Source organism: Paraburkholderia diazotrophica (assembly GCF_038900755.1).
In the GTDB taxonomy this organism is placed as follows: domain Bacteria; phylum Pseudomonadota; class Gammaproteobacteria; order Burkholderiales; family Burkholderiaceae; genus Paraburkholderia; species Paraburkholderia diazotrophica_A.
Genome location: NZ_JBBPEN010000002.1, coordinates 297,515 through 321,047, shown reverse-complemented (window position 1 = coordinate 321,047; position 23,533 = coordinate 297,515). Strand labels below are relative to the sequence as shown.

20 protein-coding genes are annotated in these 23,533 nt (G+C 65.1%); 5 read left to right on the top strand and 15 right to left on the bottom strand.

Annotated features, from left to right (window positions below):
• Nucleotide 1: 1 nt before the first annotated feature.
• The gene (locus AABE10_RS06740) at nucleotides 2-1,252 is read right to left on the bottom strand and encodes an efflux RND transporter periplasmic adaptor subunit (protein ID WP_342932515.1); all 1,251 of its coding nucleotides are present in this window, start codon (nucleotides 1,250-1,252) and stop codon (nucleotides 2-4) included.
• A gap of 427 nt (nucleotides 1,253-1,679) precedes the next feature.
• Here AABE10_RS06740 and AABE10_RS06735 point away from each other — a divergent pair, with 427 nt between their 5' ends.
• A complete protein-coding gene (locus tag AABE10_RS06735) occupies nucleotides 1,680-2,315 on the top strand; it encodes a TetR family transcriptional regulator (protein WP_342932514.1) in 636 nt (211 codons plus the stop codon).
• A gap of 127 nt (nucleotides 2,316-2,442) precedes the next feature.
• Here AABE10_RS06735 and AABE10_RS06730 read toward each other — a convergent pair whose 3' ends face one another.
• A complete protein-coding gene (locus tag AABE10_RS06730) occupies nucleotides 2,443-3,072 on the bottom strand; it encodes a cysteine hydrolase family protein (RefSeq protein WP_342932513.1) in 630 nt (209 codons plus the stop codon).
• Between the two features lie 148 nt (nucleotides 3,073-3,220).
• Between AABE10_RS06730 and AABE10_RS06725 the strand changes: the two genes are divergently transcribed.
• On the top strand, nucleotides 3,221-4,273 hold the full coding sequence (locus tag AABE10_RS06725; protein ID WP_342932512.1) for a helix-turn-helix domain-containing protein: 1,053 nt from the start codon (nucleotides 3,221-3,223) through the stop codon (nucleotides 4,271-4,273).
• 55 nt (nucleotides 4,274-4,328) lie between these two features.
• Here the strand turns inward: AABE10_RS06725 and AABE10_RS06720 are convergent, their stop codons facing one another.
• From AABE10_RS06720 to AABE10_RS06695, 6 genes are all read right to left on the bottom strand, one after another.
• On the bottom strand, nucleotides 4,329-5,075 hold the full coding sequence (locus tag AABE10_RS06720) for a CoxG family protein (protein WP_342932511.1): 747 nt from the start codon (nucleotides 5,073-5,075) through the stop codon (nucleotides 4,329-4,331).
• Between the two features lie 33 nt (nucleotides 5,076-5,108).
• A complete protein-coding gene (locus AABE10_RS06715) occupies nucleotides 5,109-5,573 on the bottom strand; it encodes a DUF427 domain-containing protein (RefSeq protein WP_342932510.1) in 465 nt (154 codons plus the stop codon).
• A 408-nt stretch (nucleotides 5,574-5,981) separates the two neighbouring features.
• Nucleotides 5,982-6,479 (bottom strand): carboxypeptidase regulatory-like domain-containing protein, encoded by a 498-nt coding sequence (locus AABE10_RS06710; RefSeq protein ID WP_342932509.1) that lies wholly within the window; start codon nucleotides 6,477-6,479, stop codon nucleotides 5,982-5,984.
• Between the two features lie 236 nt (nucleotides 6,480-6,715).
• Entirely contained in the window at nucleotides 6,716-8,230 is a 1,515-nt protein-coding gene (locus AABE10_RS06705; RefSeq protein ID WP_342932508.1) for a DegQ family serine endoprotease, read from the bottom strand.
• A gap of 114 nt (nucleotides 8,231-8,344) precedes the next feature.
• A complete protein-coding gene (locus AABE10_RS06700; protein ID WP_342932507.1) occupies nucleotides 8,345-9,646 on the bottom strand; it encodes an ATP-binding protein in 1,302 nt (433 codons plus the stop codon).
• A 4-nt stretch (nucleotides 9,647-9,650) separates the two neighbouring features.
• A complete protein-coding gene (locus AABE10_RS06695) occupies nucleotides 9,651-10,313 on the bottom strand; it encodes a response regulator (RefSeq protein ID WP_152755514.1) in 663 nt (220 codons plus the stop codon).
• Between the two features lie 398 nt (nucleotides 10,314-10,711).
• Here AABE10_RS06695 and dacB point away from each other — a divergent pair, with 398 nt between their 5' ends.
• The 3 genes from dacB (at nucleotide 10,712) to AABE10_RS06680 (ending at nucleotide 14,801) form a co-directional block, all read left to right on the top strand.
• Nucleotides 10,712-12,337 (top strand): D-alanyl-D-alanine carboxypeptidase/D-alanyl-D-alanine endopeptidase, encoded by a 1,626-nt coding sequence (gene dacB, locus AABE10_RS06690; protein WP_342933081.1) that lies wholly within the window; start codon nucleotides 10,712-10,714, stop codon nucleotides 12,335-12,337.
• 203 nt (nucleotides 12,338-12,540) lie between these two features.
• The gene (locus tag AABE10_RS06685; protein WP_342932506.1) at nucleotides 12,541-13,479 is read left to right on the top strand and encodes a sterol desaturase family protein; all 939 of its coding nucleotides are present in this window, start codon (nucleotides 12,541-12,543) and stop codon (nucleotides 13,477-13,479) included.
• Nucleotides 13,480-13,598: 119 nt separating this feature from the next.
• Complete coding sequence (locus tag AABE10_RS06680; RefSeq protein ID WP_342932505.1) at nucleotides 13,599-14,801, top strand: SGNH/GDSL hydrolase family protein; 1,203 nt, start codon at nucleotides 13,599-13,601, stop codon at nucleotides 14,799-14,801.
• A gap of 183 nt (nucleotides 14,802-14,984) precedes the next feature.
• Here AABE10_RS06680 and AABE10_RS06675 read toward each other — a convergent pair whose 3' ends face one another.
• The 7 genes from AABE10_RS06675 to AABE10_RS06645 form a co-directional block, all read right to left on the bottom strand.
• Nucleotides 14,985-16,028: an L-threonylcarbamoyladenylate synthase gene (locus AABE10_RS06675; protein ID WP_342932504.1), complete on the bottom strand. Its 1,044-nt coding sequence runs from the start codon at nucleotides 16,026-16,028 to the stop codon at nucleotides 14,985-14,987.
• An 11-nt stretch (nucleotides 16,029-16,039) separates the two neighbouring features.
• Nucleotides 16,040-17,248 (bottom strand): 5-(carboxyamino)imidazole ribonucleotide synthase, encoded by a 1,209-nt coding sequence (locus AABE10_RS06670; RefSeq protein ID WP_342932503.1) that lies wholly within the window; start codon nucleotides 17,246-17,248, stop codon nucleotides 16,040-16,042.
• Between the two features lie 97 nt (nucleotides 17,249-17,345).
• Nucleotides 17,346-17,864 (bottom strand): 5-(carboxyamino)imidazole ribonucleotide mutase, encoded by a 519-nt coding sequence (gene purE, locus AABE10_RS06665; RefSeq protein ID WP_342932502.1) that lies wholly within the window; start codon nucleotides 17,862-17,864, stop codon nucleotides 17,346-17,348.
• Between the two features lie 28 nt (nucleotides 17,865-17,892).
• A complete protein-coding gene (locus AABE10_RS06660; protein WP_342932501.1) occupies nucleotides 17,893-18,783 on the bottom strand; it encodes a phosphoribosylaminoimidazolesuccinocarboxamide synthase in 891 nt (296 codons plus the stop codon).
• Nucleotides 18,784-18,947: 164 nt separating this feature from the next.
• Nucleotides 18,948-20,012: a class II fructose-bisphosphate aldolase gene (fba, locus tag AABE10_RS06655; RefSeq protein ID WP_152755506.1), complete on the bottom strand. Its 1,065-nt coding sequence runs from the start codon at nucleotides 20,010-20,012 to the stop codon at nucleotides 18,948-18,950.
• Between the two features lie 249 nt (nucleotides 20,013-20,261).
• The gene (gene pyk, locus AABE10_RS06650; RefSeq protein WP_342932500.1) at nucleotides 20,262-21,698 is read right to left on the bottom strand and encodes a pyruvate kinase; all 1,437 of its coding nucleotides are present in this window, start codon (nucleotides 21,696-21,698) and stop codon (nucleotides 20,262-20,264) included.
• A 527-nt stretch (nucleotides 21,699-22,225) separates the two neighbouring features.
• Nucleotides 22,226-23,419, bottom strand: coding sequence for a phosphoglycerate kinase (locus AABE10_RS06645; protein ID WP_342932499.1), 1,194 nt, complete (start codon nucleotides 23,417-23,419; stop codon nucleotides 22,226-22,228).
• Nucleotides 23,420-23,533 lie beyond the last annotated feature (114 nt).

Genomic DNA, 23,533 nt, shown 5'->3' with positions numbered 1-23,533 from the left:
ATTACGCGCCCGATGCAGCGGAGGCCGCAGCCGCGCCGCTGGCTGCCTGCGCGCCGCCCGGAGCCGGCGAGTTCTGCGTGCCCGCGGCTGCCGCGTCCGACGCAGAGGATGCGGGCGGCAGTTGCGCCGGCACGCCCTTCGCCTGTGCGCCCGGACGGACCTTGTCGGTGCCTTGCACGATCACGCGGTCACCCGCATTCAGGCCACTATCGACCACCCAGTACTGGCCATATGTCGCCGAAGTCTGCAACACGCGCAACTGGACCTTGTCGTCCTTGTCGAGCACGAGCGCCGTCGGCTGGCCCTTCTGGTCGTGCGTGACGCCCACTTGCGGGACAAGCAGCGCGTTGTCGTTCATGCCCTCTTCGATGCGCGCGCGCACGAACATGCCCGGCAGCAGCACGTGATCCTTGTTCGGGAAAATTGCGCGGATCGTCACCGAGCCGGTGGTCTGATCGACGGTCACGTCGGTGAACTGCAGCTTGCCCTTCTCCGAATACACACGGCCGTCTTCGAGAATCAGTTCGACCTTGGCGGCATTGGGACCGCTGGTCTTCAGACGGCCCTGCTGGATTTCGCGACGCAGCTTCAGGCCCGCGAGGCTCGATTGCGTCACGTCGACGTAGACGGGGTCCAGTTGCTGCACGGTCGACATCAGCGTCGCCTGGCTTGCCTGCACATACGCGCCCGGTGTCACCTGCGAGATGCCGACCTGACCTGTCACGGGCGAAACGACATCCGTATAGCCCAGGTTGATCTGCGCGGTGTCGACGGCGGCCTTGCCTGCCGCGACATCGGCGGCGGCCTGGCCTTCGGCGGCCACGGCGTTGTCGTAATCCTGCTTCGACACGGCGTTGGCAGCGACGAGCACCTTGTAGCGGTTCGCCTGCGCGGTCGTCGACGCGAGATTCGCCTGCGCCTTCGCGAGCGATGCCTTCGCGTTGTTCAGTGACGCGATGAACGGCGCCGGATCTATCTTGTACAGACGCTGGCCGGCCTTGACCTGCGTGCCTTCCGTGAATTCCCGGCGCAGCACGATGCCGTCGACCCGCGCGCGCACCTGCGCAACGAGGAACGCACTGGTGCGGCCCGGCAGCTCGGTGACGACAGGCACGGACTGCGGCTGAACCGTGACGACACCGACTTCAGGAGTTTGTGGCGGAGGTGCTGATTGTTTTTGTCCGCACGCTGCCAGCATTACGGCAGCCGTCGCGGCAGTGAGTAAGCGGAATGGAACCCGTTCGACGCGCATGGAGCGACCTCTGTCAAAGACTGAGAAGGAAAAAGTGCGTGCATCTCTCTTCGGAGAAGGCTGCGCACATCGGCGTCTCGACGACGACGCCATGACCGGACGCTCACGAATGCGTTCCTGCGGATGCACCCATTGCGAAATGCGCGAAGCCGGAAATGCAGCACCGCACCGCCCAATTAATTGAGACAGCGCAAGGCACCCGTAAAAGGCAACAGTGACGGATATTAACCGTTCACTCCGACATGAGCTATCCGATCGATGGGGTGCTATTATATATACATTCATGAATGCACGTAAAAGAGCGTTCAGCCCGAAAAAAAGCGTTCTCCCGAAAGATCGACCAGGCAATAACCTGCATGGGAAATGATCTTTATCACACACGTTTAAAAACGTCAGGGAAACCCCGTAATCACCGCAGGTCACACGCATGGTCCGTCGAACCAAGGAAGAAGCGCAGGAGACGCGCACCCGCATCCTCGATGCCGCAGAAAAGGTCTTTTTTGAGAAAGGGGTCTCGCGCACTTCGCTGGCCGACATCGCGCAGACGGCGGGCGTCACGCGCGGCGCGATCTACTGGCACTTCGCCAACAAGGGTGAACTCTTCACGGTCATGTTCGACCGCGTGCTGCTGCCGCTCGATGAACTCAAGGCGGCCTCGGTGGACCCGAACGAAGCCGATCCGCTCGGCCGCCTGATCGATATCTGCACCGTGTGTCTGCGCGACACGGCCAACGACCCGCACCGCCGCCGCGTGTTCGAGATTCTGTTTCACAAGTGCGAGTTCGTCGAGGAAATGGGCCCCGTGATGGCGCGCTATCAGAACAACATGCGCGAGGGTCTCGCCAACATGCAGGTGGCGATGCGCAATGCGATCTCCAAAGGACAGTTGCCGGTAGACATGAACGTGCCCGTCGCCGCGTCGATGGTGCATGCGTTCATCAGCGGCTCGCTGCGCGACATGCTGTTCGTGCCCGAAGCGCTGGACTTCGGCCACCACGCGCGGCAGATGGTCGAAAGCATGATTGACGCGCTGCGCAGTCCGGCGTTGCGGCTGGGCGCGTGAGGGCAGGTGCCTGAGCGACGGGCGCCGCAAACGCTCCATTTGCGCCGGCGACTGAGACCGCTCCTGACCGGCCGCGAAAAAGCCGGCTCAGGCGCTGCCGACCGGCTCACATTCACTTCGACTTCGTTCAGACCGCCGTCCTCGCGCGCGCCTTCTGATTCGACACATAGATCGAACCGCGCTCGAGCTGGCCGCCCGACTCCACGGCCGCAATCCACTGCTGCGTGCTCGCCACCGCCGCGAAGCGCGACTGCAACACGACGCTGAACACGCGATGAATCTCCTCGGCGCTCGCAAAGCCCGCGCTGTTCTCGTACGGCACCGAGCCCGTCGCATCGTGCAGAAACTCGATGGCCAGTCCCATGTGCAGCGCGTGATTGATCGTCGATGCGTCGCAGTTGTGCGTCATGTAGCCGACCACCGTCAACGTGTCGATGTCGCGCGCGGCGAGCCAGCCGGCGAGGTCCGTGTTCGTGAACGCGCTCGGCAGCGCTTTCTCGATGAAGTGATCGCGCTCCCGCGACGCCACTACAGAGTGAAGCGCCGCGCCGTCGCTGCCGCGCGCGAAGACCGGCGCGCCGGGCGGCGTGAGGTTCTGCACGACGACAACGGGAATGTGCGCGGCGCGCGCCGCGTCGATTGCGCGGCCGATGTTCGCGAGCGACGTCTGCACGTCGGGGTATTCGATCGGCAGATCGCCCGTGACGTATTCGTTCTGGACGTCGATGACGATCAGGGCGCGACGGGGGGTCGACATGGCAGGTCTCCTCGAGGTGGCGTTGAGCGGCTGGCGGTTGCAGCCGCGATGTCCGCATTCTTCGCTTTCCCGCCGCCGCGCGACAGTGACCCGAATGACAATTTTCGCTAGCATTGGGCCATTCGCATTTGCGCTCCGGAGGCCGCGAATGGCCCGCCATGCTTCCCGTTCAGCTGTTCCCCACGCTCCCGTCCGCGCGCCTCGACGCGTCAGGACGGCCACTCGCAACGCCACGGCGAAAAAGCCGCGCAGGCATGTGATCGCCGCGATCGCGTTCGACGGCATCAGCCCGTTCCATCTGTCCGTGCCTTGTGTCGTGTTCGGCGAGGACCGCAGCGACGGCGGCGTGCCCGCTTTCGATTTTCGCGTCTGCTCGATCGAGCCTGGCCTGCTGTCGACGACAGCCGGTTTCTCGATCGCCGCGACGCATGGCCTCGAAGCGCTCGCCGATGCCGATACGATCATCGTGCCCACCTGGCGCGATCCGCACGAAGATCCGCCAGAAGCGCTGCTCGACGCATTGCGCGCCGCTCACGCGCGCGGCACGCAACTGGTCGGCCTGTGCCTCGGCGCGTTCGTGCTCGCCGCCGCGGGCCTGCTCGACGGGCGTCCCGCGACGACGCACTGGGCGTGGGCCAGCGACTTCGCGCGCCGCTTCCCGGAGGTGAAAGTCGATCCGCAAGTGCTGTATGTCGACGACGGCGACATCCTCACGTCGGCGGGCACGGCGGCGGGGCTCGACTGCTGCCTGCACGTCGTGCGCAAGCTGTGCGGCGCGCAGAGCGCGAACTATGTCGCGCGGCGCCTCGTCGTGCCGCCGCATCGACAGGGCGGACAGGCGCAATATGTGCAGCAGCCGATGCCGCGCGACGTGCGCGGCAATCGTCTCGCCGCGCTGCTCGACTGGGTGAACGGCGCGCTCGACATGCCGCATACGCTGGATTCGCTCGCCGGCCGCGCGGCGATGAGCCGCCGCACGTTCACGCGTCACTTCAAGGCCGCGACGGGCACGACCGTCGGCGCGTGGCTGCTCGCGCAACGGCTCGCCCGCGCGCAGCAGTTGCTCGAGAGCACCGACGCGTCGATCGAATCGATTGCGGGGATGGCGGGGTTCGGTTCGACGGCGTCGCTGCGTCAGCATTTCACCGACGCGTTCAGGACATCGCCGTCCGCATGGCGGCGGGAGTTTCGCGGCGTGTGATGCGCGGCGGAAGCGGCCCGCGATTCGCCGCCGGGCCAACAGCAATTGGAGACCGTCAGCCCTGCGTGAAGTACCGCGCGATATAGAGCAGCAGCGCGACGAAGAAAATCATCGCGGCCCATGCCCAGTTGGGCAGCACATGCGGATCGTGCTCGTGATGCAAGCCGTGCAGCAGCGAATGCGCGGCGCGGCCCGTCAGCGTGCCGCCGTGCTGCTGGTCGTGCAGCCGCGCGCGGCGCGCGACGCCGCTCAGGCTGATCGGCCGCAGAAACACATGCTGGCGGCGCCCCTGCGTGGCCGTCGCGCGATTCGGGCCTTTGCCGTGCTTCGCCTGAACGACAGCGCAGAACTCGGTGAAGAAATCGTCGGCGAGTTCGTGCAGCGCATTTTCGATCTGACGCGCGGGCAGTTCCGAAAGCGGCCCGGTCGCCGTCGCCCACACCGAATAGTCGATGCGCGTGCTTGGGCCGCGTCCCGGCAAATGAAGCGCATCGTCGGTGCGCAGCGATACGTCGATCTGTCCGCGCAACGAGCCGACGCCTTCCGCGCGCGCCTTGAAATTCAGCGTGCGGTGCGGCTTGTCGCTATCCGGGCCGTCCTCGTTCGCGACATGCGCGCGAATCTGGTAATGCGCGCGCAAGGGTCCGAGCGGCACGGTCATCGTCAGCAGATATTCGCCGCCCTGGAGCCGGCGCAGCGACTCGCAGTTGTCGAGACTCGCGCGCAACAACGCGAGATCCTGCAGCGCGTCCCAGACTTCGGACGGCGCGAGCGGCACCCTCAACGCGTCGTTCAATTCCATGGCAGCCTCCCCGAAATACACGCGACTGCGGGATCAGGACGTCTGATCGATGCGGTCGACGCGCGATGCGTAAAACGCCAGATAGCCCGCGATCTGCTTGACCTCTTCTAACGGGCTTTCATAACTCCAGACTGCGTTTTCGATGACCTCGTCTTCGGTACGAAGATGAAAGTACGACGCTTCACCCTTGAACGGGCAGCGCGACGTATGACTCGACCGTTCGAGCCGCGCCATGTTCACGTCGGCGCGGGGAAAATAAAACACGTCGGGATAGCCGGTTTCGCTCAGCGTGAGCGCGCCGGACGTATCCGCGAATGTCACGCCCTGATGGATCACGCGCACCCGGTGCCGGTTCGTCGTAATACGGATCGTATGAGGCGCCTGCCCGTGCCCGCCGTGCGCTGGCGCACCACCGGACGCATCGCCGGGAGGGCCGCCTCGAACGGCATCGGCGCCGTCAGCGCCGTCGGCGCTTCCGCTAGCTGGGGCATCGTTCATGTCGTCCGCTCCGCTGATGGCACATGCTTGTCCTGTCCGCCTGGCCGCCCGGCTGAAGGGGTCAGCCCGGCACGCGCGGCACGCCCCGCCTCGTTGTGATTCTGCGGTGCGCGTCTCCCTCGGCCACGCCGCGCCGGCTTCGATACGACGAAGCCACGAGCGTGTTCGTGGCTTCATTATTGACCAAACGCAGCGGGATTGCGCGACCTTCGTTGGCGGGATGGGGTCTCTACCGATTGCAGACGCGATTGCCGACGCGCACCTGTTGCGCCGCGCCCACGCTGCGCGCGGAAAGGGCGTTCGGCGCAGTCTCCGGCGAACGTTCGGGCATGCTTGGGGCCGCGCGTCACACAACCCGCAGACCGCCCGCCTCATTCCCGACGAGCTTCGCGGGCGATTACGGCCCGCTTACTGCGTGGCGAAGTAGAACCCCGCCTTGGCCGTGCCGCTCGCCGGCACCGTGACGGCCTTCGACTGGTCGCGATCCTTGTAGGAAGCGTGCACGGTGTAGCGGCCGGGACGCAGCCGGACCAGCATGTACGGTCCGCGCGACGTCACGTCGAGCACGTCGGCGCTATGCGCATCGACGATCTTCACCTTGACGTCCGCCAGGTAGTCGGAGCCGGGGCCCGTGAAGCGCAGCGACAACGGCCACTGGCTTTGGGCCGCGAGCAGCGCCTTCGATTCGTCGAGACCGACGCCGCCCGACGTGTACGACACGTCGCCCTGCTGCTGCACCTGCGGCAGGCCGCCGCCGTTGACGTTGCCCGCGCTCGTGTTGTCCGTGGTGGTGCCGCCCGTCACTTCGCTCGCCTGCTGCCCAAAGGCGCCGCCCGCGAGACCGAGCGTGAGAACTGTCGCGGCCGCGGCCGTCATGGCGCGTGCGACGATACGACGATGAGTCATTGCGTGGCTCCTTTTTGGGCGATCCCAAACAGTCCTGACGAGCAGACGCACGCAATCTGTATGCCCGTTCGTTCGCCATTCCCGCCACCGCCTTGCAACACCGTAGATATGGCTCGTCCCGCGGGCACGCATTGCGCGCGCCCGTGAAAAAAGCTGCCGCCCTTTTTCCAGGAGCGGCAGCTTTTACCGGTCACAGCCGATCGGCAGTCCAGCATTAGCCGATCGTCAGCCGGTCATCAGCCGAGATCGACGGGCACGAAGATCTGCGCGTTGTCGCGCTGGATCAGCAGCGCGAGGCTGTTGCCCGCCGCAGTCACCGCCTGCTTCAGCTGATCGACGTTCGACACGGGGCGTCCGTTGACAGCGAGAATCACGTCGCCCGGCTGGATGCCCGCGCTGGCCGCCGCGCCGCCCGCATTCTGCACCAGCAAGCCGTGCGATACAGACGCGCTGCTCTTCTCCTGCGGCGTCAGCGGACGCACGGCGACGCCGAGACGCCCTTGCATCTGCGCCGGACCGCTTTCGTCGTTCGACGCAACCTTCGCATCCGACAACGAGCCGATCGTCACCTTCAGGTCCTTCGTCGACTTGTCTCGCCATACCTTGATATCAGCTTGCGTGCCCGGCTTGAGGCCGGCGATTTGCGACGGCAGATCCGACGAATCCGTGACGTCCGTGTCGTTCACCGACAGGATCACGTCGCCCGGCTGCAAGCCCGCCTTTGCGGCGGGACCGCCCGGATCGACGGAGCTGACGAGCGCGCCTTGCGGCTTCTTCATGCCAAAGGAATCGGCGAGCGTCTGGTTCATGCTCTGCACGGCGACGCCGAGACGTCCACGGCTCACATGACCCGTCTTCACGAGATCGTCCTTGACCTTGATCGCCTCGTTGATCGGGATAGCGAACGAAAGGCCCTGGAAGCCGCCCGTCTGCGAATAGATCATCGAGTTGATGCCGATCACTTCGCCTTGCAGGTTGAAGAGCGGCCCGCCCGAGTTACCCGGATTCACAGGCACGTCGGTCTGGATGAAAGGCGTGTAATTCTCGTTCGGCAACGAGCGCGACTTCGCGCTGATGATGCCCGACGTCACCGTGTTGTCGAAGCCATACGGCGAGCCGATCGCGACGACCCACTGGCCGACCTTGCTTGCGCGCGGGTCGCCGATCTTCACGGTCGGCAGGTCTTTCGCGTCGATCTTAAGGACTGCCACGTCCGACTGCTTGTCCGAGCCGACTACTTTCGCCTTGAACTCGCGCTTGTCGGTGAGCTTCACGGTGACGACGTTCGCGCCGTCGACGACGTGTGCATTCGTCAGCACGTACCCGTCGCTGCTGACGATAAAGCCGGAACCGAGGCTCGCGCTCGGCTGATCGCCGCCGTCGTCGCCGCCACCGTTCGGGCCTTGCATGCCCGGCATCTGGCCGAAGAAGTGGCGGTAGAACTGGTAGAACGGGTCGCTCGGATCGATGGGCAACTGGCCGTTGCCATTACCGTTGCCGCGCATCGACGCCTGCTTCACGACGTGCTTCGCGCTGATGTTGACGACGGCGGGACCATACGTTTCGACGAGGCCCGAAAAATCGGGAATGCCCGTTTTCGCCGCAGCCTCGGCGGGCATCATCGCGGCGGCCTGCGCGGGCGAGATCACCTGCGGAGCGGGCACGTTGCGGTGGCCCGCCACGTAGCCCGCCGACAAGGCGATAACGACAGCCGCTGCAACGGCGCTACGGGTCAGCATTCTTGCTTTCATCGCGTACTCCTGACTGGGAGAGATTGGACTCTGATGTCTCGAAGAGTACGTGGCGTCGCTTAAATCAATCTTAAATAACGCTAACGCGATGAAAGCCTTGCGCGTGCGGCAGGCTCAAAAGCGAATGGTGACTTGCAGTCCACCGGCGGGCGCATCGTCGAGCGCGACGGACGCATGATGCTGAAGCGCGATGCGCCGCACGATCGCGAGCCCCAGACCGCTGCCCGACACATCCGTGCGCGCGCGATTCACGCCCGCGCCGACGCGATAGAAACGGTCGAACACGCGCTCCCGCTCGTCGCGCGGAATGCCGGGGCCGCTGTCGGCGATCTGCACGACGGGCCTGTCGTTATCGACGCGCAGACACACATCGACGCGCCCGCCGCACGGCGTGTATTTGGTTGCGTTGTCGATCAGGTTGTTGAGCATCACACGCAGCGCTTCGGCATCGCCGGGGACGGTGGCCGGCTCGCTCGCCTCGATGCCGAGGTCGACGCGGCGTTCCTGCGCGAGCGGCAGATAGGCCGTCACGCATTCGTGGACCAGCGCGTCGAGATCGACGGTGGCCGTCGCCGCGTGTCCGTCCGGCTCGGAGCGCGCGAGCGCGAGCAGTTGCTCGGCAAGACGCGTCGCGCGCGTGACGCCCGTCTGCAGATCGTCGAGCGCTTCGCGGCGTTCCGTCTCGTCGTGCGCGCGCGCCACCAGTTGCGCCTGAATCTGCACGGCGGCAAGCGGCGTGCGTAACTCGTGCGCGGCATCCGCGACGAAAGCCTTTTGCGTATCGAGCGCGCCCGCCAGCCGTTCGAGCAGGCCGTTCAACGCGCGCACGAGCGGCTGCACTTCGAGCGGCAGACGAGAGTCCGGCAGCGGGTCGAGCGCTTCCGGGTGGCGCGCGTCGAGCGCGCCCGTGACGCGCCGCAAAGGCGCAAGCCCACGCCCGACGACACCCCACACGGCCACGCCGAGCAGCGGCAGCAGAACGATCAGCGGCCACAGCGTGCGCAACGCGACGTTCGCCGCGAGCCGGTTGCGCACCGACACCGGCTGCGCGAGCTGCACGACGTTATCGCCGACGATTGCGCCGTACACGCGCCAGTCGCCGCGCTCGGTGCGCTCGGTCGAAAAGCCGAGCTCGGCGCGCGGCGCGAGCGGCGCGCGCGGATGCGAGTAGTACATCAGCACGCCGTTGCGATTCCAGATTTGCAGCACGATGCCCTCGTCGCCCGTATCGCGCGAGCTGAGCACTTGCGAGAACGGCTCGGCCGGCAGCGCGGCGGCGATTTCCTGCAACTGGTAATCGAACAGTTCGTTGGCTTCGGCGAGCGCCTGACGGTAAATCAGCCAGCCCGCAATGCCGACGCCGAGCAACACGATAGCAAGCAGCCAGAACAGCAATTGACGGCGAATCGAACGCATCGTGTCAGGCTTCCTTCGCGATCATGTAGCCGAGACCGCGCACGTTGCGTATCAGCTCCGCGCCGAGCTTCTTGCGCAGCGCGTGGATATAGACCTCGACGGTATTGCTGCCGATTTCTTCGCCCCAGCCGTACATTTTTTCTTCGAGCTGGCTCTTCGACAGCACGGCGCCCGGCCGCGCGAGCAGCGCCGCCAGCAGCGCGAACTCGCGCGCGGACAGCGCGACGGGCGCGCCGTCGAGCGTCACCTGATGCGACGCGGGGTCGAGCGTCAGATTGCCGTGGCGGATCGTCGATTCGCTGCGTCCCGACTGACGGCGAATCAGCGCGCGCATCCGCGCGCCGAGTTCATCGAGATCGAACGGCTTGACGAGATAATCGTCGGCGCCCGCGTCGAGTCCCTTGACGCGGTCCGCGACGGCATCGCGCGCGGTGACGATCAGCACCGGCAGCTGATGGCCGCGCGAGCGCAGCGTGCGCAACACATCGAGGCCGTCGCGCTTGGGCAAGCCGAGATCGAGCAGCACGAGATCATAGGGCTCGCCCGCCGCCGCGCTCAACGCGGACTCGCCGTCCTGCACCCAGTCGACCGCGAAGCCTTCGCCGCGCAGCGCCTTGCGGACGCCTTCGGCGATCATCCGGTCGTCTTCAACGAGAAGTATGCGCATCGCTTTGTATCCGTGCCGGCAGTTCCGGCCGTTGCATTCCGGGATGGTTTTCCGATGCCAGCATTCTAGCGCCCGAGCGCTGAGCGGATACCCGATGCATGCACGCTGCATGTCATCGCGATGCGCCGCCGAACACGGCGTGGCGCGCGGTACGCGGCACACTCCGAACCGCACTGCGCGCGCCTCATCATTTTGTTCTCGGCGTCACGGCAACTCTCTACAATGAGCGCTTTTGCATCGCGCGTGCGGTCTCTTCCGCTTGCCGGTGCTTGCATTTGCCTTTCCGGGCCGTTGGTTCCAGGCTGCGTGTCATGGTGCTTGCCGCGCTGCTTTTGCGTCGTCCGCGAGTGTGCCTGGACACCGACTTGCGCTGCCGATCATTCGCCGAATTCTTCTACATGCCGCTCGCCTTCGTTTCACCTGCTTCGTCGTATGCCCGTTCGCTCGGGCGCCGTTTCAGATCGTTGACGGTCTCGCGCGCCGCCGTCGCGCTGTTCGCCTGTTCCGCGCTCGCCGTCGCCGCGCCCGCGCAAGCGCGCAAGAAAGTGCAGCATCCCTCCGTCAACGTCAGCACGGTGTTGCCCGCGCCCGTCATGGCGGGCTTGCAGCGCGCGCATGTGCCGCTGTCGTCGATCAGCGTCGTCGTCGAGAAGGTCGGCGACCGCACGCCCGTCCTCGCGCTGAACGCCGGCCAGCCGATGATGCCCGCGTCGACGATGAAGCTCGTCACGACCTACGCGGGCCTGTCGATGCTCGGCCCCGACTACCGCTGGAAAACCACGGCCTATGCGCAAGGCGACGTCGACGGCAACGGCGTGCTGCACGGCAATCTGTACATCCAGGGCACGGGCGATCCGAAGCTCGTGCCCGAAGAGCTGATCGATCTCGTCCAGAAGATCCACAAGGCGGGCATCACGGGTATCGACGGCGCGCTCGTGCTCGACAAGCGCTTCTTCGATCCGTCGACGCGCGATCTGCCCGCCTTCGACGACGACGTGAACGCGCCGTACAACGTCGGCCCCGATCCGCTGCTGTATGCGTTCAAGTCGCTCTCGTTCACGATGTCGCCGAACGACGACGGCAAGGTACAGATCGACGTGCTGCCCGCGCTCGCGCAATTGCAGATCGACAACGAACTGCACGCGACGCGCGGCCCCTGTCGCGGCGACCTCGTGACGCCGGCCGTCACGCCTGCATCGAATGGCGTCGTCAATGCTTCGTTCGTCGGCGACTATCCGCTGCGCTGTGGCGAGCGTACGGTCAACGTGGCCGTGCTCGATCACACGACGTTCTTCGCGGGCGGCTTCCTCGCGCTGTGGCAGCAGACGGGCGGCACGTTCAATGGCACGACGCGCGAAGGCGCCGTGCCCATCGATGCGAAGCTCGTCGCGACGCACCAGGGCCCGGTGCTGTCGGACATCGTTCACGACATCAACAAGTTCAGCAACAACACGATGGCGCGCAATCTGTTCCTGACGATCGGCGCCGTCACGAACAAGCCGCCCGCGACGCCCGCGAAATCGGCGGCGGCCATCGAGTCGTTCCTGCATCGCAGCGCGATGCCGATGGAATACCTGTCGCTCGACAACGGCTCGGGTCTCTCGCGCGACGAGCACGTCACGGCGCTCGCGCTCGCCGATCTGCTGCAAAGCGCGAACGCGAGTCCCGTCGCGCAGGTGTTCGTCGATTCACTGCCCGTGGTCGGCGTGGACGGCACGATGCGCAACCGTCTGACGTCGAAGCCCGTCAACGGCAATGCGCACATCAAGACGGGCACGCTGCGCGACGTGCGCGCGATCGCGGGCTACGTTGCGTCCGCCGATGGCGAGAGCTATGTGGTCGTGAGCCTGATCAACGATCCACATGCGGAAGCGGCGCGCGCCGCGCATGACGAGCTGCTCGAATGGGTGTACCAGGGGCCTTCGGCGATGCTCGCTGAGACGGCTGCGCCCGTCGCTGCCGAGCGCAGCGCAGCGCCGCATCGAAAGACCAGGACAAACCCTCAGCGGCGCGGCGCGCACTGAGGATTCCTTCTAGCGAAGCGATGCGCGGCGCGTCGCGAGGCGTTGTACGCTGTCGGGCAGTATGAAAATGGCGTGGGCAACGAAGCACCATCGCGCAAGCCGCACATGATGCGCGCCGCTCGTCCAACGACGCCGCATTCGAACAATAAAGACAATGCCGGCCTCCTGAAGGAGGCCGCAGGGACCCTCGGAGGGAGACGTCAATGCAATTCGATGCCGAATTGCTCCTGCTCGCCATGGCGCCGGTCTTTCTCGCGTGCATCGGCTGGGAAGCGTGGCACGTGCGGCGCACGCATCCCGAAGCGCGCATCTACAGCTGGCGCGACACGTTGTCCAACACAGCGCTCGCGCTGATGCATCAAGGCGCCGACAAGCTCGCCTGGCTATTCGTCATTCCCGTCTATACGTGGTGCTACGGGCATTACCGTCTGTTCGACTGGCACGCGGGCTGGCTGTCGTTCGCCGTGCTGTTCGTCGCGCAGGACCTGCTCTACTACGCGTTCCATCGCTGCAGCCATCGCGTGCGCTGGCTGTGGGCTGCGCATGTCGTGCATCACTCGTCGGAGCGGATGAACTTCTCGACGGCGTTCCGGCAGAGCCTCATGTATCCCGTCGCGGGCATGTGGCTCTTCTGGATTCCGCTCGCGTTGCTCGGCTTTCCGCCGAAGCAGATCGTCGGCATCGTGCTGATCAATCTGGCGTTTCAGTTCTTCGTGCATACGCAGGCGATCGGCAAGCTCGGCTGGCTCGAATACGTGCTGAATACACCGTCGATCCATCGCGTCCATCACGCGCGCAACGACCGCTACATCGATCGCAACTACGCGGGCGTGCTCGTGATCTGGGACCGGCTGTTCGGCAGCTACGTCGACGAGGACGCCAACGAGGCGCCCACGTACGGTATCGTCGAGCCGCTGCGCACGTATAACCCGTTGAAGGCGACGTTTCACGAATGGACGTCGATGGCGCGCGATGTCGCGCGCGTGCGCGGCTGGCGCAACCGGTTGAACGCGCTGTTCGCGCCGCCTGCGTGGGCTGCGCGGTATCACGCGAGCCTTCGCGGCGGCCAAAGCGCTTTTGACACGGCAGGACACACGCAGCAGAACACGAACGCGCCCGTGTGGCCGCCTCGAATCGAATGACAGGGAAAAGTTTTTGCAAAGCCGTCGCCACGTCCACACGACGTTGGTCACAGCCTGCATCAGATGGCTCAAGAGACGGATCGCTCGAGGCCAAATACATACGAGGAGATAAAGACCTTATGAAGCAAGCATCGAACAACACTGGCATCGTGCGCCTGGCACGGATCGCGGTCGCGTGCGCAGCATTCGCGACGCTCGTCGCGTGCGGCGGCAGTGACAACAACAATAACAACGCGAGCAGCACGCCGGCGGGTGGGGTCAAGCTGCAGGTGGTGTCGTTCGGGGACAGTCTGTCGGACGCCGGTACATACACGCCCGTGATCGCCGCGAACTTCGGCGGCGGGCGCTTCACGACGAACCCCGGTGAGGTGTGGACGCAGAAGGTCGCCGAATATTACGGCGATACGTTGACGCCCGCCTGGGTCGGCGGGTTCGGCCAGCCGCTGAAAGCCAACGGCGGCTTCGGTTACGCGCAGGGCGGCTCCGATGTGGTGAACCCGGCCGGCATCGGCTTCGCGCCCAACAACATGGCGGCCACGACCGTGCCCGTCGCGTCACAGGTCAAGCAATACCTGACGGATCACGGCAGCTTCAACTCGAACCAGCTCGTGCTGATCAACGGCGGCGCAAACGACATCTTGCAGCTGCTGCAGAACACGCAGTTCATGACCAACCTCCAGACGCAGCTCGCGACGGCCACATCGGTACAGCAACAGCAACTGATCATCGCGACGGCGGTTGGAACGCAGCTTCAGCCAGCGATCCAGGGCTTCGTGGGCCTCGTCGGCACCACGCTGTCGAACGGCGCGACGCACGTCGTCGTGATCGATGTGCCGGACATCGGCCTGACGCCGCTTGCGACGGCCGAAGCCGCAGCAAACAACGCGCCGCAACTGCCCGCGCTGATCACGGGCATCGTGTCCGCATACAACGCGCTGGTCGCAAATGGCCTGGCGACGGCCGGAATCGACACGAAGGTGATCAAGGTCAGTTCGTTCAACTGGCTGCATCAGTTGCTCGGCAGCTACCAGTCGCAAGGATTCACCAACGCGACCGGCACGGCCTGCAACCTCACGCAGATGGAACAGAACGCTACGGCCTATGCGACGGCGAATCCGTCGGTGCTGGTCGGCGGCATGACGGCGCAGCAGTACGGCCAGCAATTCGGCTCGTCGCTGTTCTGCTCGCCGCAGACGCTGACCGTCGCGGGCGCGGACCAGTCGTACGTCTTCGCCGATACGCTCCATCCGACGACGCACGCATATGCCGCGTTTGCCACGTTTGTCGAACAGCAGATCGCAGCGACGGGTCTGGGCAAGTAAGCGGACATCCGGCGCCTGGCGGGAGCACGTCTCCCGCTGACGGCCTCCCGCGTATCCCGCTTGGTTCGATACGAAAAAGCCCGGCTCCTTGCGAGTCGGGCTTTTTGTTTTTGCGCGTTGACTTTGTTTGCGCGTTCGCTCCCGGCATTGCTCGCGAAGCGCCGAAGACGAACCGCCGAGCCGTCAGGACTCGTGCGCCTCGAACGCGGCCGCCGCTCTGCCGAGCCGGTCATTGACAGCGATCCACTCGATCGTATCGGGCAACTTCTCGATCAGGATGCGCGACACGTTCGCGCGATCCAGCGCACGCAGCAAACCATACAGATCGCGCGCATAGAGATGCGGATCTTCCGGCGCGGCGACGAAATGCACGCCTTGGGCCTCGGCCCAGCGTCCCGCGCGCGACGCACGCGCGACCAGCGCGACGCGCTCGTCAGGCACGCGCGCGACGAGCATCGGTTCGAGCACGTCGAACGGCAGCAATGCGAGCGGCGTGCGGGGCGCATAGTGCGCCTTCAGCGTGCCCGATGCGCGCGGCGCGCTCGCATCCGTTCCATCCGGCAAACGCGGCATCTCGCCGAGCACGTCGGCGATGTCTTGCGGCGTGACGTGACCCGGGCGCAGCAGCGCGGGAAAACCGCGCGACAGGTCGATGATCGTCGATTCGATACCCACATCCGACGACCCGCCATCGAGCACATGAATCCTATCGCCGAACTCTTCGCGCACATGCTGCGCCGTCGTCGGACTGACATGCCCGAAACGGTTCGCGGACGGCGCGGCCACGCCGCCATGTCCGTTGCGCAGCGCGCTGAATGCTTCGAGCAACGCCTGCGCGACAGGATGCGACGGACAGCGCAGCCCGACCGAGTCCTGGCCGCCGCTCACAGCTGCCGGAATATGCGCGGCGCGCTTGAGAATCAGCGTAAGCGGCCCTGGCCACAACGCATCGATCAGACGCTGCGCATCGGACGGCAGTTGCTCGACCCAGTAATTCGGGTCGCCGTTCGGCGCGAGGTGAACGATGACGGGATGATTCGTCGGCCTGCCCTTCGCCGCGTAGATGCGCGCGATGGCGTCGGGACTTTCCGCATCGCCGCCCAGCCCATAGACCGTCTCCGTGGGAAACGCTACGAGTTGTCCCGCATCGAGCAGCGCCGCTGAGTACGCGATTTCATCGGCGCCGATGCGCGACGCCGTGTCGGCAGGTTTCGTTTGATCCGGCATGACGGCTACGCTCAGCTGGTGGGGATATGCAGCAGGCGCGCGCAGTCGCGGGCCGCCGTGCGTGCATGTTCTAGCGTCGCGGCCGTGAAGTTCACGTGGCCCATCTTGCGGCCGGGACGCGCATCTTCCTTCCCATACAGATGCAGACGCGCTTCCGGCATCGCCGCAACTTCGTGCCACGGCGGCGTGACGGCTGCGCTCGGCCTTTCGCCCTTCGCGTTGACCGGGAACCACACGTCGCCGAGGATGTTCAGCATGACGGCGGGCGAATGCTGGCGCGTGTCGCCGAGCGGCATGCCCGTCATTGCGCGCACCTGCTGCTCGAACTGGCTCGTCGCGCAGGCATCGACCGTGTAGTGGCCGGAGTTGTGCGGACGCGGCGCCATTTCGTTCGCGACCAGCGTGCCGTCTTCGAGAATGAAAAACTCGACGCACAGCACGCCGATATAACCCAGTTTGGCAGCGATCTGCAGCGCGGCCAGTTGCGCCTGTTCGACGAGCGTCGCGTTGGCGTCGGGCGCGGGCACGATGGTATGCGACAGCACGCCGTGACGATGCGTGTTCTGCGCAAGCGGATAGACGGCCGACGAGCCGTTCGTGCCGCGCGCGATCAGCGCCGACACTTCGAACTTCAGCGGCAAGCGCTTTTCGAGCACGCAAGCGACGCCGCCCAGCGACGCATGCGCCGCTCGCACTTCAGCTGCATTGCCGACGCGCACCTGGCCTTTGCCGTCGTAGCCGAGCCGGGCCGTCTTCAGGATGCCGGGCAACACGGCTTCGAGCGCGGCATCGTCAAGCGCGGCAAGCGCGTCCGATGATTCGATCACGACGTGCGGCGCAACGGGCACGCCCGACGACGCGATGAAGCGCTTCTCCGCGATGCGGTCCTGCGCGATGGCGACGCAGCGCCCCGCAGGGCTCACGAACGTCGTGCGCGCGAGGAAATCGAGACTTGCCGCCGGCACGTTCTCGAACTCGGTCGACACCGCCGCGCACAGGCGCGCGAGTTCGGTGAGGGCCGCTTCGTCGTCATAGGCCGCGCGCAGATGACGATCCGCGACGGCGCCCGCCGGACTGTTTTCATCCGGATCGAGGACGGCGACGCGATAGCCCATCGCTTGCGCGGCAAAGCAGAACATGCGGCCGAGCTGGCCGCCACCCACCATGCCGAGCCATGCGCCGGGCATAATCGGTGATACCGGAGTGTTATCTGGATTCATCTTGGTGGTCGGTCGCGGCCGATGTGGGGATCGGCCGGTCAAAGCGTTGTACTGCGTTGAACTTCTTCGGGTGCTAGCCGCTGCGCATCAGGAGCGCTTACAGCGGCGGCAGCGTCATCGCGTGAGCCGCTTCGTTCTGGCGCACGCGGAAGGCGGCGAGCTTCTCCGCATATTCCGGCGACGTGCCGCTCAACATCGATACCGCGAACAGCGCCGCATTCGCCGCGCCTGCTTCGCCGATCGCGAACGTCGCGACGGGCACGCCTTTGGGCATCTGCACGATCGAGTGCAGCGAATCGATGCCCTTCAGATACTTGCTGGCCACGGGCACGCCGAGCACGGGCACCGTCGTCTTCGCGGCCAGCATGCCCGGCAGATGCGCGGCGCCGCCGGCGCCCGCGATGATCGCCCGCACGCCGCGTTCGCGCGCGCTTTCAGCATAGGCGAACATTTCGTCCGGCATGCGGTGCGCGGAGACGACCTTCGCTTCGTACGGCACGCCGAATTCCTGCAAGACGGCGACCGCGTTCTTCATGACTTCCCAGTCGGAGCTGGAACCCATCAGCACGCCGACGAGCGGTGCGTCATGGGTATGTGCTGTCTGAACTTCACTCATGATGTTGCTTGTTCCGTGTGCGTGGCGCTCAGGCGAGCTTCTGGCCCGTCAGGCGCTCGAGCGCTTCCTGATACTTTTGCGCCGTCTTCTCGACGACTTCTTCCGGCAGCTTCGGCGCGGGCGGCTCCTTCTTCCACGGCTGCGTTTCGAGCCAGTCGCGCACGAACTGCTTGTCGAACGACGGCGGGTTCGTGCCGACCTGGTATTGATCGGCCGGCCAGAAGCGCGACGAATCGGCCGTCAGCGCTTCGTCCATCAGATAGAGCTGGCCTTTGTCGTCGAGACCGAATTCGAACTTCGTATCCGCGATGATGATGCCGCGCGTCGCTGCATAATCGGCGGCTTCCTTGTACAGGCGGATGGAAATGTCGCGTATCGTCGCCGAGAGTTCGGTGCCGATACGGCGCTCCATCTCTTCGTACGTGATGTTTTCGTCGTGGTGGCCCATTTCGGCTTTCGCGGCCGGCGTGAAGATCGGCTCCGGCAGCTTCTGCGCGTTTTGCAAGCCTTCGGGCAGCGTCACGCCGCACACGGCGCCCGTCGCCTGATAGTCCTTCCAGCCGCTGCCCGCCAGATAGCCGCGCACCACGGCTTCGACGAGAATCGGCTCGAGGCGCTTCACGACGACCGCGCGGCCCTTCACCTGCTCGACTTCATCGGGCGCGACGACGGTTTCCGGCGCAACGCCCGTCAAGTGATTCGGCACGACGTGCTTGAGCTTGTCGAACCAGAAGTTGGCCATCTGGTTCAGCACGCGCCCCTTGCCCGGAATCGGCTCGCCCATCACCACGTCGAACGCGGACAGACGGTCCGTCGTGACAATCAGCAACTGGTCGTTGCCCACCGCGTAGTTGTCGCGGACTTTGCCGCGGCCGAGCAGCTGCAGCGAGCGAAGCGTGGATTCGTAAAGGGTAGACATCGTCGTGATTCACTAAAATGGGGCTGAAAAACGGCCCGGAACAAAAGGGAAACGCCGTTCCCCGGATCATGCGGGAACGGCGATCGGACGACAACCTGGCCAGATGGCCAGGCGCCTGATGCTCGTGCGGCGCTCGAGCGGGGTGAACCCCACCCGTCCACCGCCTAGCGAACGACTTGCGCGAGCTCGCCCGCCTTGTACTTCTCAGCCATCTTGTCCAGCGAGATGGGCTTGATCTTCGACGCCTGGCCTTCGCAGCCGAACGCCAGATAACGGTCCACGCAGACTTTCTTCGCGGCTTCGCGAGCCGGCTTCAGGTAGTCGCGCGGATCGAACTTCGAACGGTTCTCGGCCATGTAGCGGCGGATCGCGCCCGTGATCGCAAGGCGCAGATCGGTGTCGATGTTGACCTTGCGCACGCCGTTCTTAATGCCTTCCTGGATTTCCTCGACGGGCACGCCGTACGTTTCCTTCATGTCGCCGCCGAATTCGCGGATTTCCGCGAGCAGCTCTTGCGGCACCGACGACGAACCGTGCATCACCAGGTGCGTGTTCGGAATGCGCTGGTGGATTTCCTTGATGCGCTGAATCGACAGGATATCGCCCGTCGGCTTCTTGGAGAACTTGTACGCGCCATGCGACGTGCCGATCGCGATCGCCAGTGCGTCGCACTGCGTGAGCTTCACGAAGTCCGCTGCCTGCTCGACGTCGGTCAGAAGCTGTTCGCGCGTCATCGTGCCTTCCGCGCCGTGGCCGTCTTCCTTGTCGCCCTTCATCGTTTCGAGTGAGCCGAGCACGCCCAGTTCCGCTTCCACGGTCACGCCGATCGAGTGCGCCGCTTCGACGACCTTGCGCGACACGTCGACGTTGTACTCGTAGGACGCCACCGTCTTGCCGTCGGCTTCGAGCGAGCCGTCCATCATCACGCTCGTGAAGCCGCTGCGGATCGCGGCCATGCAGACGGCCGGCGACTGGCCGTGGTCCTGGTGCATCACGACGGGAATGTGCGGATACGATTCGATGGCCGCTTCGATCAGATGGCGCAGGAACGGCTCGCCGGCGTACTTACGCGCGCCTGCCGATGCCTGCATGATCACGGGCGCGTTGACCTGATCGGCCGCCGCCATGATCGCCTGCACCTGCTCCAGATTGTTTACGTTGAATGCCGGAAGGCCATAACCGTGTTCGGCGGCGTGGTCCAGCAGTTGACGCATTGATACGAGAGGCATTGATGTACTCCTTAGATTGAAACGAATCCTGTGCCGACGGCATCTATTTATGCAATTTCGTGCAATTTTATCGTGAAGCAGACCGTGTCCCGAGCGCACCCTTCCCAAACTGCGTGCGCCGCCTCTCTTTCGGGGACACGGCGCTCTGCTTCACGCGCGCCGTTCGGCTCGCCGTCACGGTTCCTTTACGGATCCGCGACGGCTCGTGTTTCTTCGCTCTGACGGCGATCGATCGCGTGCCGGCAGAAATCAGACCGGCTCGCCGACGCGGACGATCTTCAGCGTATTCGTGCCGCCCGCCTGGCCCATCGGCTCGCCGACCGTCAACACGACCATGTCGCCGCGCGCCGCATAGCCCTTGCTGACGACCACTTCGAGCGCCTGCTGGAGCGCGATGTCGCGATCGCTGCTGGTGTCGAGATGCAGCGGGTTCACGTTGCGGTAGATCTGCATCGCGCGCTCGCTGCCCTCGCGCGGCGTGAGCGCGAAGATAGGAACGTGCGTCCAGTGACGCGACATCCACAGCGCCGTCGAGCCCGACTCCGTCAGCGCGACAATTGCTTTCGCGCCCAGGTGATACGCGGTGAAGAGCGCGCCCATTGCAATCGACTGGTCGATGCGCGTGAAGGTTCGGTCGAGGAAGTCCTTGTCCAGTTCGACGTGCTCGGACTTTTCGGCTTCGACGCAGATCGCGGCCATCGTTTCGATCGTCTGCACCGGGTATTTGCCCGCCGCCGATTCCGCCGACAGCATCACCGCGTCCGTGCCGTCCAGCACCGCGTTAGCGACGTCGGAGACTTCGGCGCGCGTCGGCACGGGGGCATTGATCATCGATTCCATCATCTGCGTGGCCGTGATGACGAACTTGTTCGCCTCGCGCGCCATTTTGATCATGCGCTTTTGCAGCGCGGGCACGGCCGCGTTGCCGACTTCGACGGCCAGATCGCCGCGCGCGACCATGATACCGTCCGATGCTTCGAGAATGCCTTGCAGCGCCGGAATGGCCTCGGCGCGCTCGATCTTCGCGATCATCTTCGGCTTGATGCCGTACGGCGCGCCCGCGATGTTCGCGAGCTGGCGCGCCATTTCCATGTCCGTCGCGTTCTTCGGGAACGACACGGCGACGTAGTCCGCGCCCAGCGACATCGCCGTGCGGATATCCTCCATGTCCTTCGCTGTCAGCGCAGGCGCCGTCAGGCCGCCGCCCTGGCGGTTGATGCCCTTGTTGTTCGACAGGTCGCCGCCGATCTTCACGACGGTGTGAATCTCGTTGCCGATCACGCGCTGCACGCTCAGCACGATCAGGCCGTCGTTCAGGAGCAGCGTGTCGCCGGCTTTCAGGTCGCGCGGCAGGTCCTTGTAGTCGAGGCCGACGCGCTCGTCGTTGCCGAGCTCGCAGTCGGCGTCGAGGATGAAGGTGTTGCCGGCGATGAGCGTCGTCTTGCCGTTTTCGAATTTGCCGACGCGGATTTTCGGACCTTGCAGGTCGGCCATGATGCCGACTTCATGGCCCGCCTGCCGGGCCGCTGCGCGCACGAACTCCGCGCGCTGACGGTGATCGTCAGCGGTGCCGTGGGAAAAGTTGAGGCGCACCACGTCGGCGCCCGCTTCGATCATTTGCTGCAGGATTTCCTGCGTGCTGGAAGCCGGCCCGATGGTTGCGACAATCTTGGTGGCGCGATGCATGAGTCTCCTCGTTTGGATGAGATCGCTGGGATGAACGTCAGGAGTCGGATGCGGAGGCTGCGCAACGACAGGTGCTACATGGGGTGGTGCGCCGTTCGTTCCCTTCGAACCTTGAAGGCCCGGCGTCATATCGTGGGGGACTGCTGCGAAATCATTAAGCTGCACATAAACCCGCGGCGACGGCTGATCGGCCGCGAGCAAAGACTCATCGTCGACTTCGGTGTGCGAGGCGGGAGACACCGTTGCACTCGAACCCGCCTCTGCTTGCGCGTCCGTCGCGGCGTTAGCGGCGACGGCTTCAATGGCCAGTTCCGTATTCTGTTCTGCTCGATCTGAGTGATCCGGGCGATCCGCGGCAACGGCTGCGGTCTGTGCCGCTGGCGCGCTGCCGGAGGGTTGCGAAGCCGCCTGCGCGGCGGCCTCGGGTTGCAGCGCTTTCGCGGAGCGCGCTGCGCGCTCCCCTGCCGCTGCCGTGCGCGACGCGTTGCGCGTCTTCTGAGGCTTGTTGGGGGAGCGCGTCGCCATTATCAGGCCCGCGATTCCAGCACGGCGACAGCCGGCAGCTTCTTGCCCTCGAGGAACTCGAGGAATGCGCCGCCGCCCGTCGAGATATAGCTCACCTTGTCGTGGATGCCGTACTTGGCGATGGCCGCGAGCGTATCGCCGCCGCCGGCGATCGAGTATGCGGACGACTCAGCGATCGCTTCAGCCAGCGTCTTCGTGCCGTTGCCGAACTGGTCGAACTCGAACACGCCGACCGGGCCGTTCCAGACAATCGTCCCCGCCCTTTCCAGCTGCGATGCGAGGGTCTTTGCGGTTTCCGGTCCGATGTCGAGGATCATGTCGTCGTCTTGCACATCGGCGACCTTCTTGATTTCGGCCTTGGCCGTCGGCGAAAACTCTTTGGCCGTAACCACGTCGCTCGGAATCGGCACCGACGCGCCGCGCGCCTTCGCCGATTCGATGATCGCCTTCGCTTCGTCGACGAGATCGGCTTCGGCGAGCGACTTGCCGATCTTCAGACCGGCCGCGAGCATGAACGTGTTCGCGATGCCGCCTCCGACGATCAGCTGGTCGACTTTATCGGCCAGCGACTTCAGGATGGTCAGCTTGGTCGACACCTTCGAGCCCGCGACGATCGCCACCAGCGGACGCTTCGGCGAGCCGAGCGCCCTGCCGAGCGCTTCGAGCTCGGCCGCGAGCAGCGGGCCCGCGCACGCGATAGGCGCGTACTTCGCGATGCCGTGCGTCGTCGCTTCGGCGCGGTGCGCGGTGCCGAACGCATCGTTCACGTAGACGTCGCAGAGCTTCGCCATTTTCTGCGCGAGCTCGTCGGAATCCTTCTTCTCGCCCTTGTTCACGCGGCAGTTTTCGAGCAGCACGACGTGGCCCGGCGCGACGTTCACGCCGTTCTCGACCCACTGCGACACGAGCGGCACGTCGCGGCCGAGCAGTTCGGACAGGCGTTTCGCAACGGGCGCGAGCGAGTCTTCGGGCTTGAAGTCGCCTTCCGTCGGGCGGCCCAGGTGCGACGTGACCATGACGGCCGCGCCGGCGTCCAGCGCGGACTTGATGGCGGGCACGGAGGCGCGGATGCGGGTGTCTTCGGTAATGTTGCCGGCGTCGTCCTGTGGCACGTTCAGGTCGGCGCGGATGAAGACGCGTTTGCCGGACAGCTTGCCTTCGGCGATCAGATCGGAGAGACGCAATACCTGTTTCATGATTCGTATGCGAGTTGATTGGAAGGCGGTGCGGACGCTGCGCGAACGGCCTCTCGCGAACGGTGCCGGCGGCTTCGCGCGTGTTCCGGGAGACCGGTATTTTAACCGATCGAC

Excerpts from the sequence above, each read along its gene's own strand:
- AABE10_RS06740 (WP_342932515.1), bottom strand. The coding sequence starts at position 1,252 with ATGCGCGTCGAACGGGTTCCATTCCGCTTACTCACTGCCGCGACGGCT.
- AABE10_RS06735 (WP_342932514.1), top strand. The coding sequence starts at position 1,680 with ATGGTCCGTCGAACCAAGGAAGAAGCGCAGGAGACGCGCACCCGCATC.
- AABE10_RS06730 (WP_342932513.1), bottom strand. The coding sequence starts at position 3,072 with ATGTCGACCCCCCGTCGCGCCCTGATCGTCATCGACGTCCAGAACGAA.
- AABE10_RS06725 (WP_342932512.1), top strand. The coding sequence starts at position 3,221 with ATGGCCCGCCATGCTTCCCGTTCAGCTGTTCCCCACGCTCCCGTCCGC.
- AABE10_RS06720 (WP_342932511.1), bottom strand. The coding sequence starts at position 5,075 with ATGGAATTGAACGACGCGTTGAGGGTGCCGCTCGCGCCGTCCGAAGTC.
- AABE10_RS06715 (WP_342932510.1), bottom strand. The coding sequence starts at position 5,573 with ATGAACGATGCCCCAGCTAGCGGAAGCGCCGACGGCGCTGACGGCGCC.
- AABE10_RS06710 (WP_342932509.1), bottom strand. The coding sequence starts at position 6,479 with ATGACTCATCGTCGTATCGTCGCACGCGCCATGACGGCCGCGGCCGCG.
- AABE10_RS06705 (WP_342932508.1), bottom strand. The coding sequence starts at position 8,230 with ATGAAAGCAAGAATGCTGACCCGTAGCGCCGTTGCAGCGGCTGTCGTT.
- AABE10_RS06700 (WP_342932507.1), bottom strand. The coding sequence starts at position 9,646 with ATGCGTTCGATTCGCCGTCAATTGCTGTTCTGGCTGCTTGCTATCGTG.
- AABE10_RS06695 (WP_152755514.1), bottom strand. The coding sequence starts at position 10,313 with ATGCGCATACTTCTCGTTGAAGACGACCGGATGATCGCCGAAGGCGTC.
- dacB (WP_342933081.1), top strand. The coding sequence starts at position 10,712 with ATGCCGCTCGCCTTCGTTTCACCTGCTTCGTCGTATGCCCGTTCGCTC.
- AABE10_RS06685 (WP_342932506.1), top strand. The coding sequence starts at position 12,541 with ATGCAATTCGATGCCGAATTGCTCCTGCTCGCCATGGCGCCGGTCTTT.
- AABE10_RS06680 (WP_342932505.1), top strand. The coding sequence starts at position 13,599 with ATGAAGCAAGCATCGAACAACACTGGCATCGTGCGCCTGGCACGGATC.
- AABE10_RS06675 (WP_342932504.1), bottom strand. The coding sequence starts at position 16,028 with ATGCCGGATCAAACGAAACCTGCCGACACGGCGTCGCGCATCGGCGCC.
- AABE10_RS06670 (WP_342932503.1), bottom strand. The coding sequence starts at position 17,248 with ATGAATCCAGATAACACTCCGGTATCACCGATTATGCCCGGCGCATGG.
- purE (WP_342932502.1), bottom strand. The coding sequence starts at position 17,864 with ATGAGTGAAGTTCAGACAGCACATACCCATGACGCACCGCTCGTCGGC.
- AABE10_RS06660 (WP_342932501.1), bottom strand. The coding sequence starts at position 18,783 with ATGTCTACCCTTTACGAATCCACGCTTCGCTCGCTGCAGCTGCTCGGC.
- fba (WP_152755506.1), bottom strand. The coding sequence starts at position 20,012 with ATGCCTCTCGTATCAATGCGTCAACTGCTGGACCACGCCGCCGAACAC.
- pyk (WP_342932500.1), bottom strand. The coding sequence starts at position 21,698 with ATGCATCGCGCCACCAAGATTGTCGCAACCATCGGGCCGGCTTCCAGC.
- AABE10_RS06645 (WP_342932499.1), bottom strand. The coding sequence starts at position 23,419 with ATGAAACAGGTATTGCGTCTCTCCGATCTGATCGCCGAAGGCAAGCTG.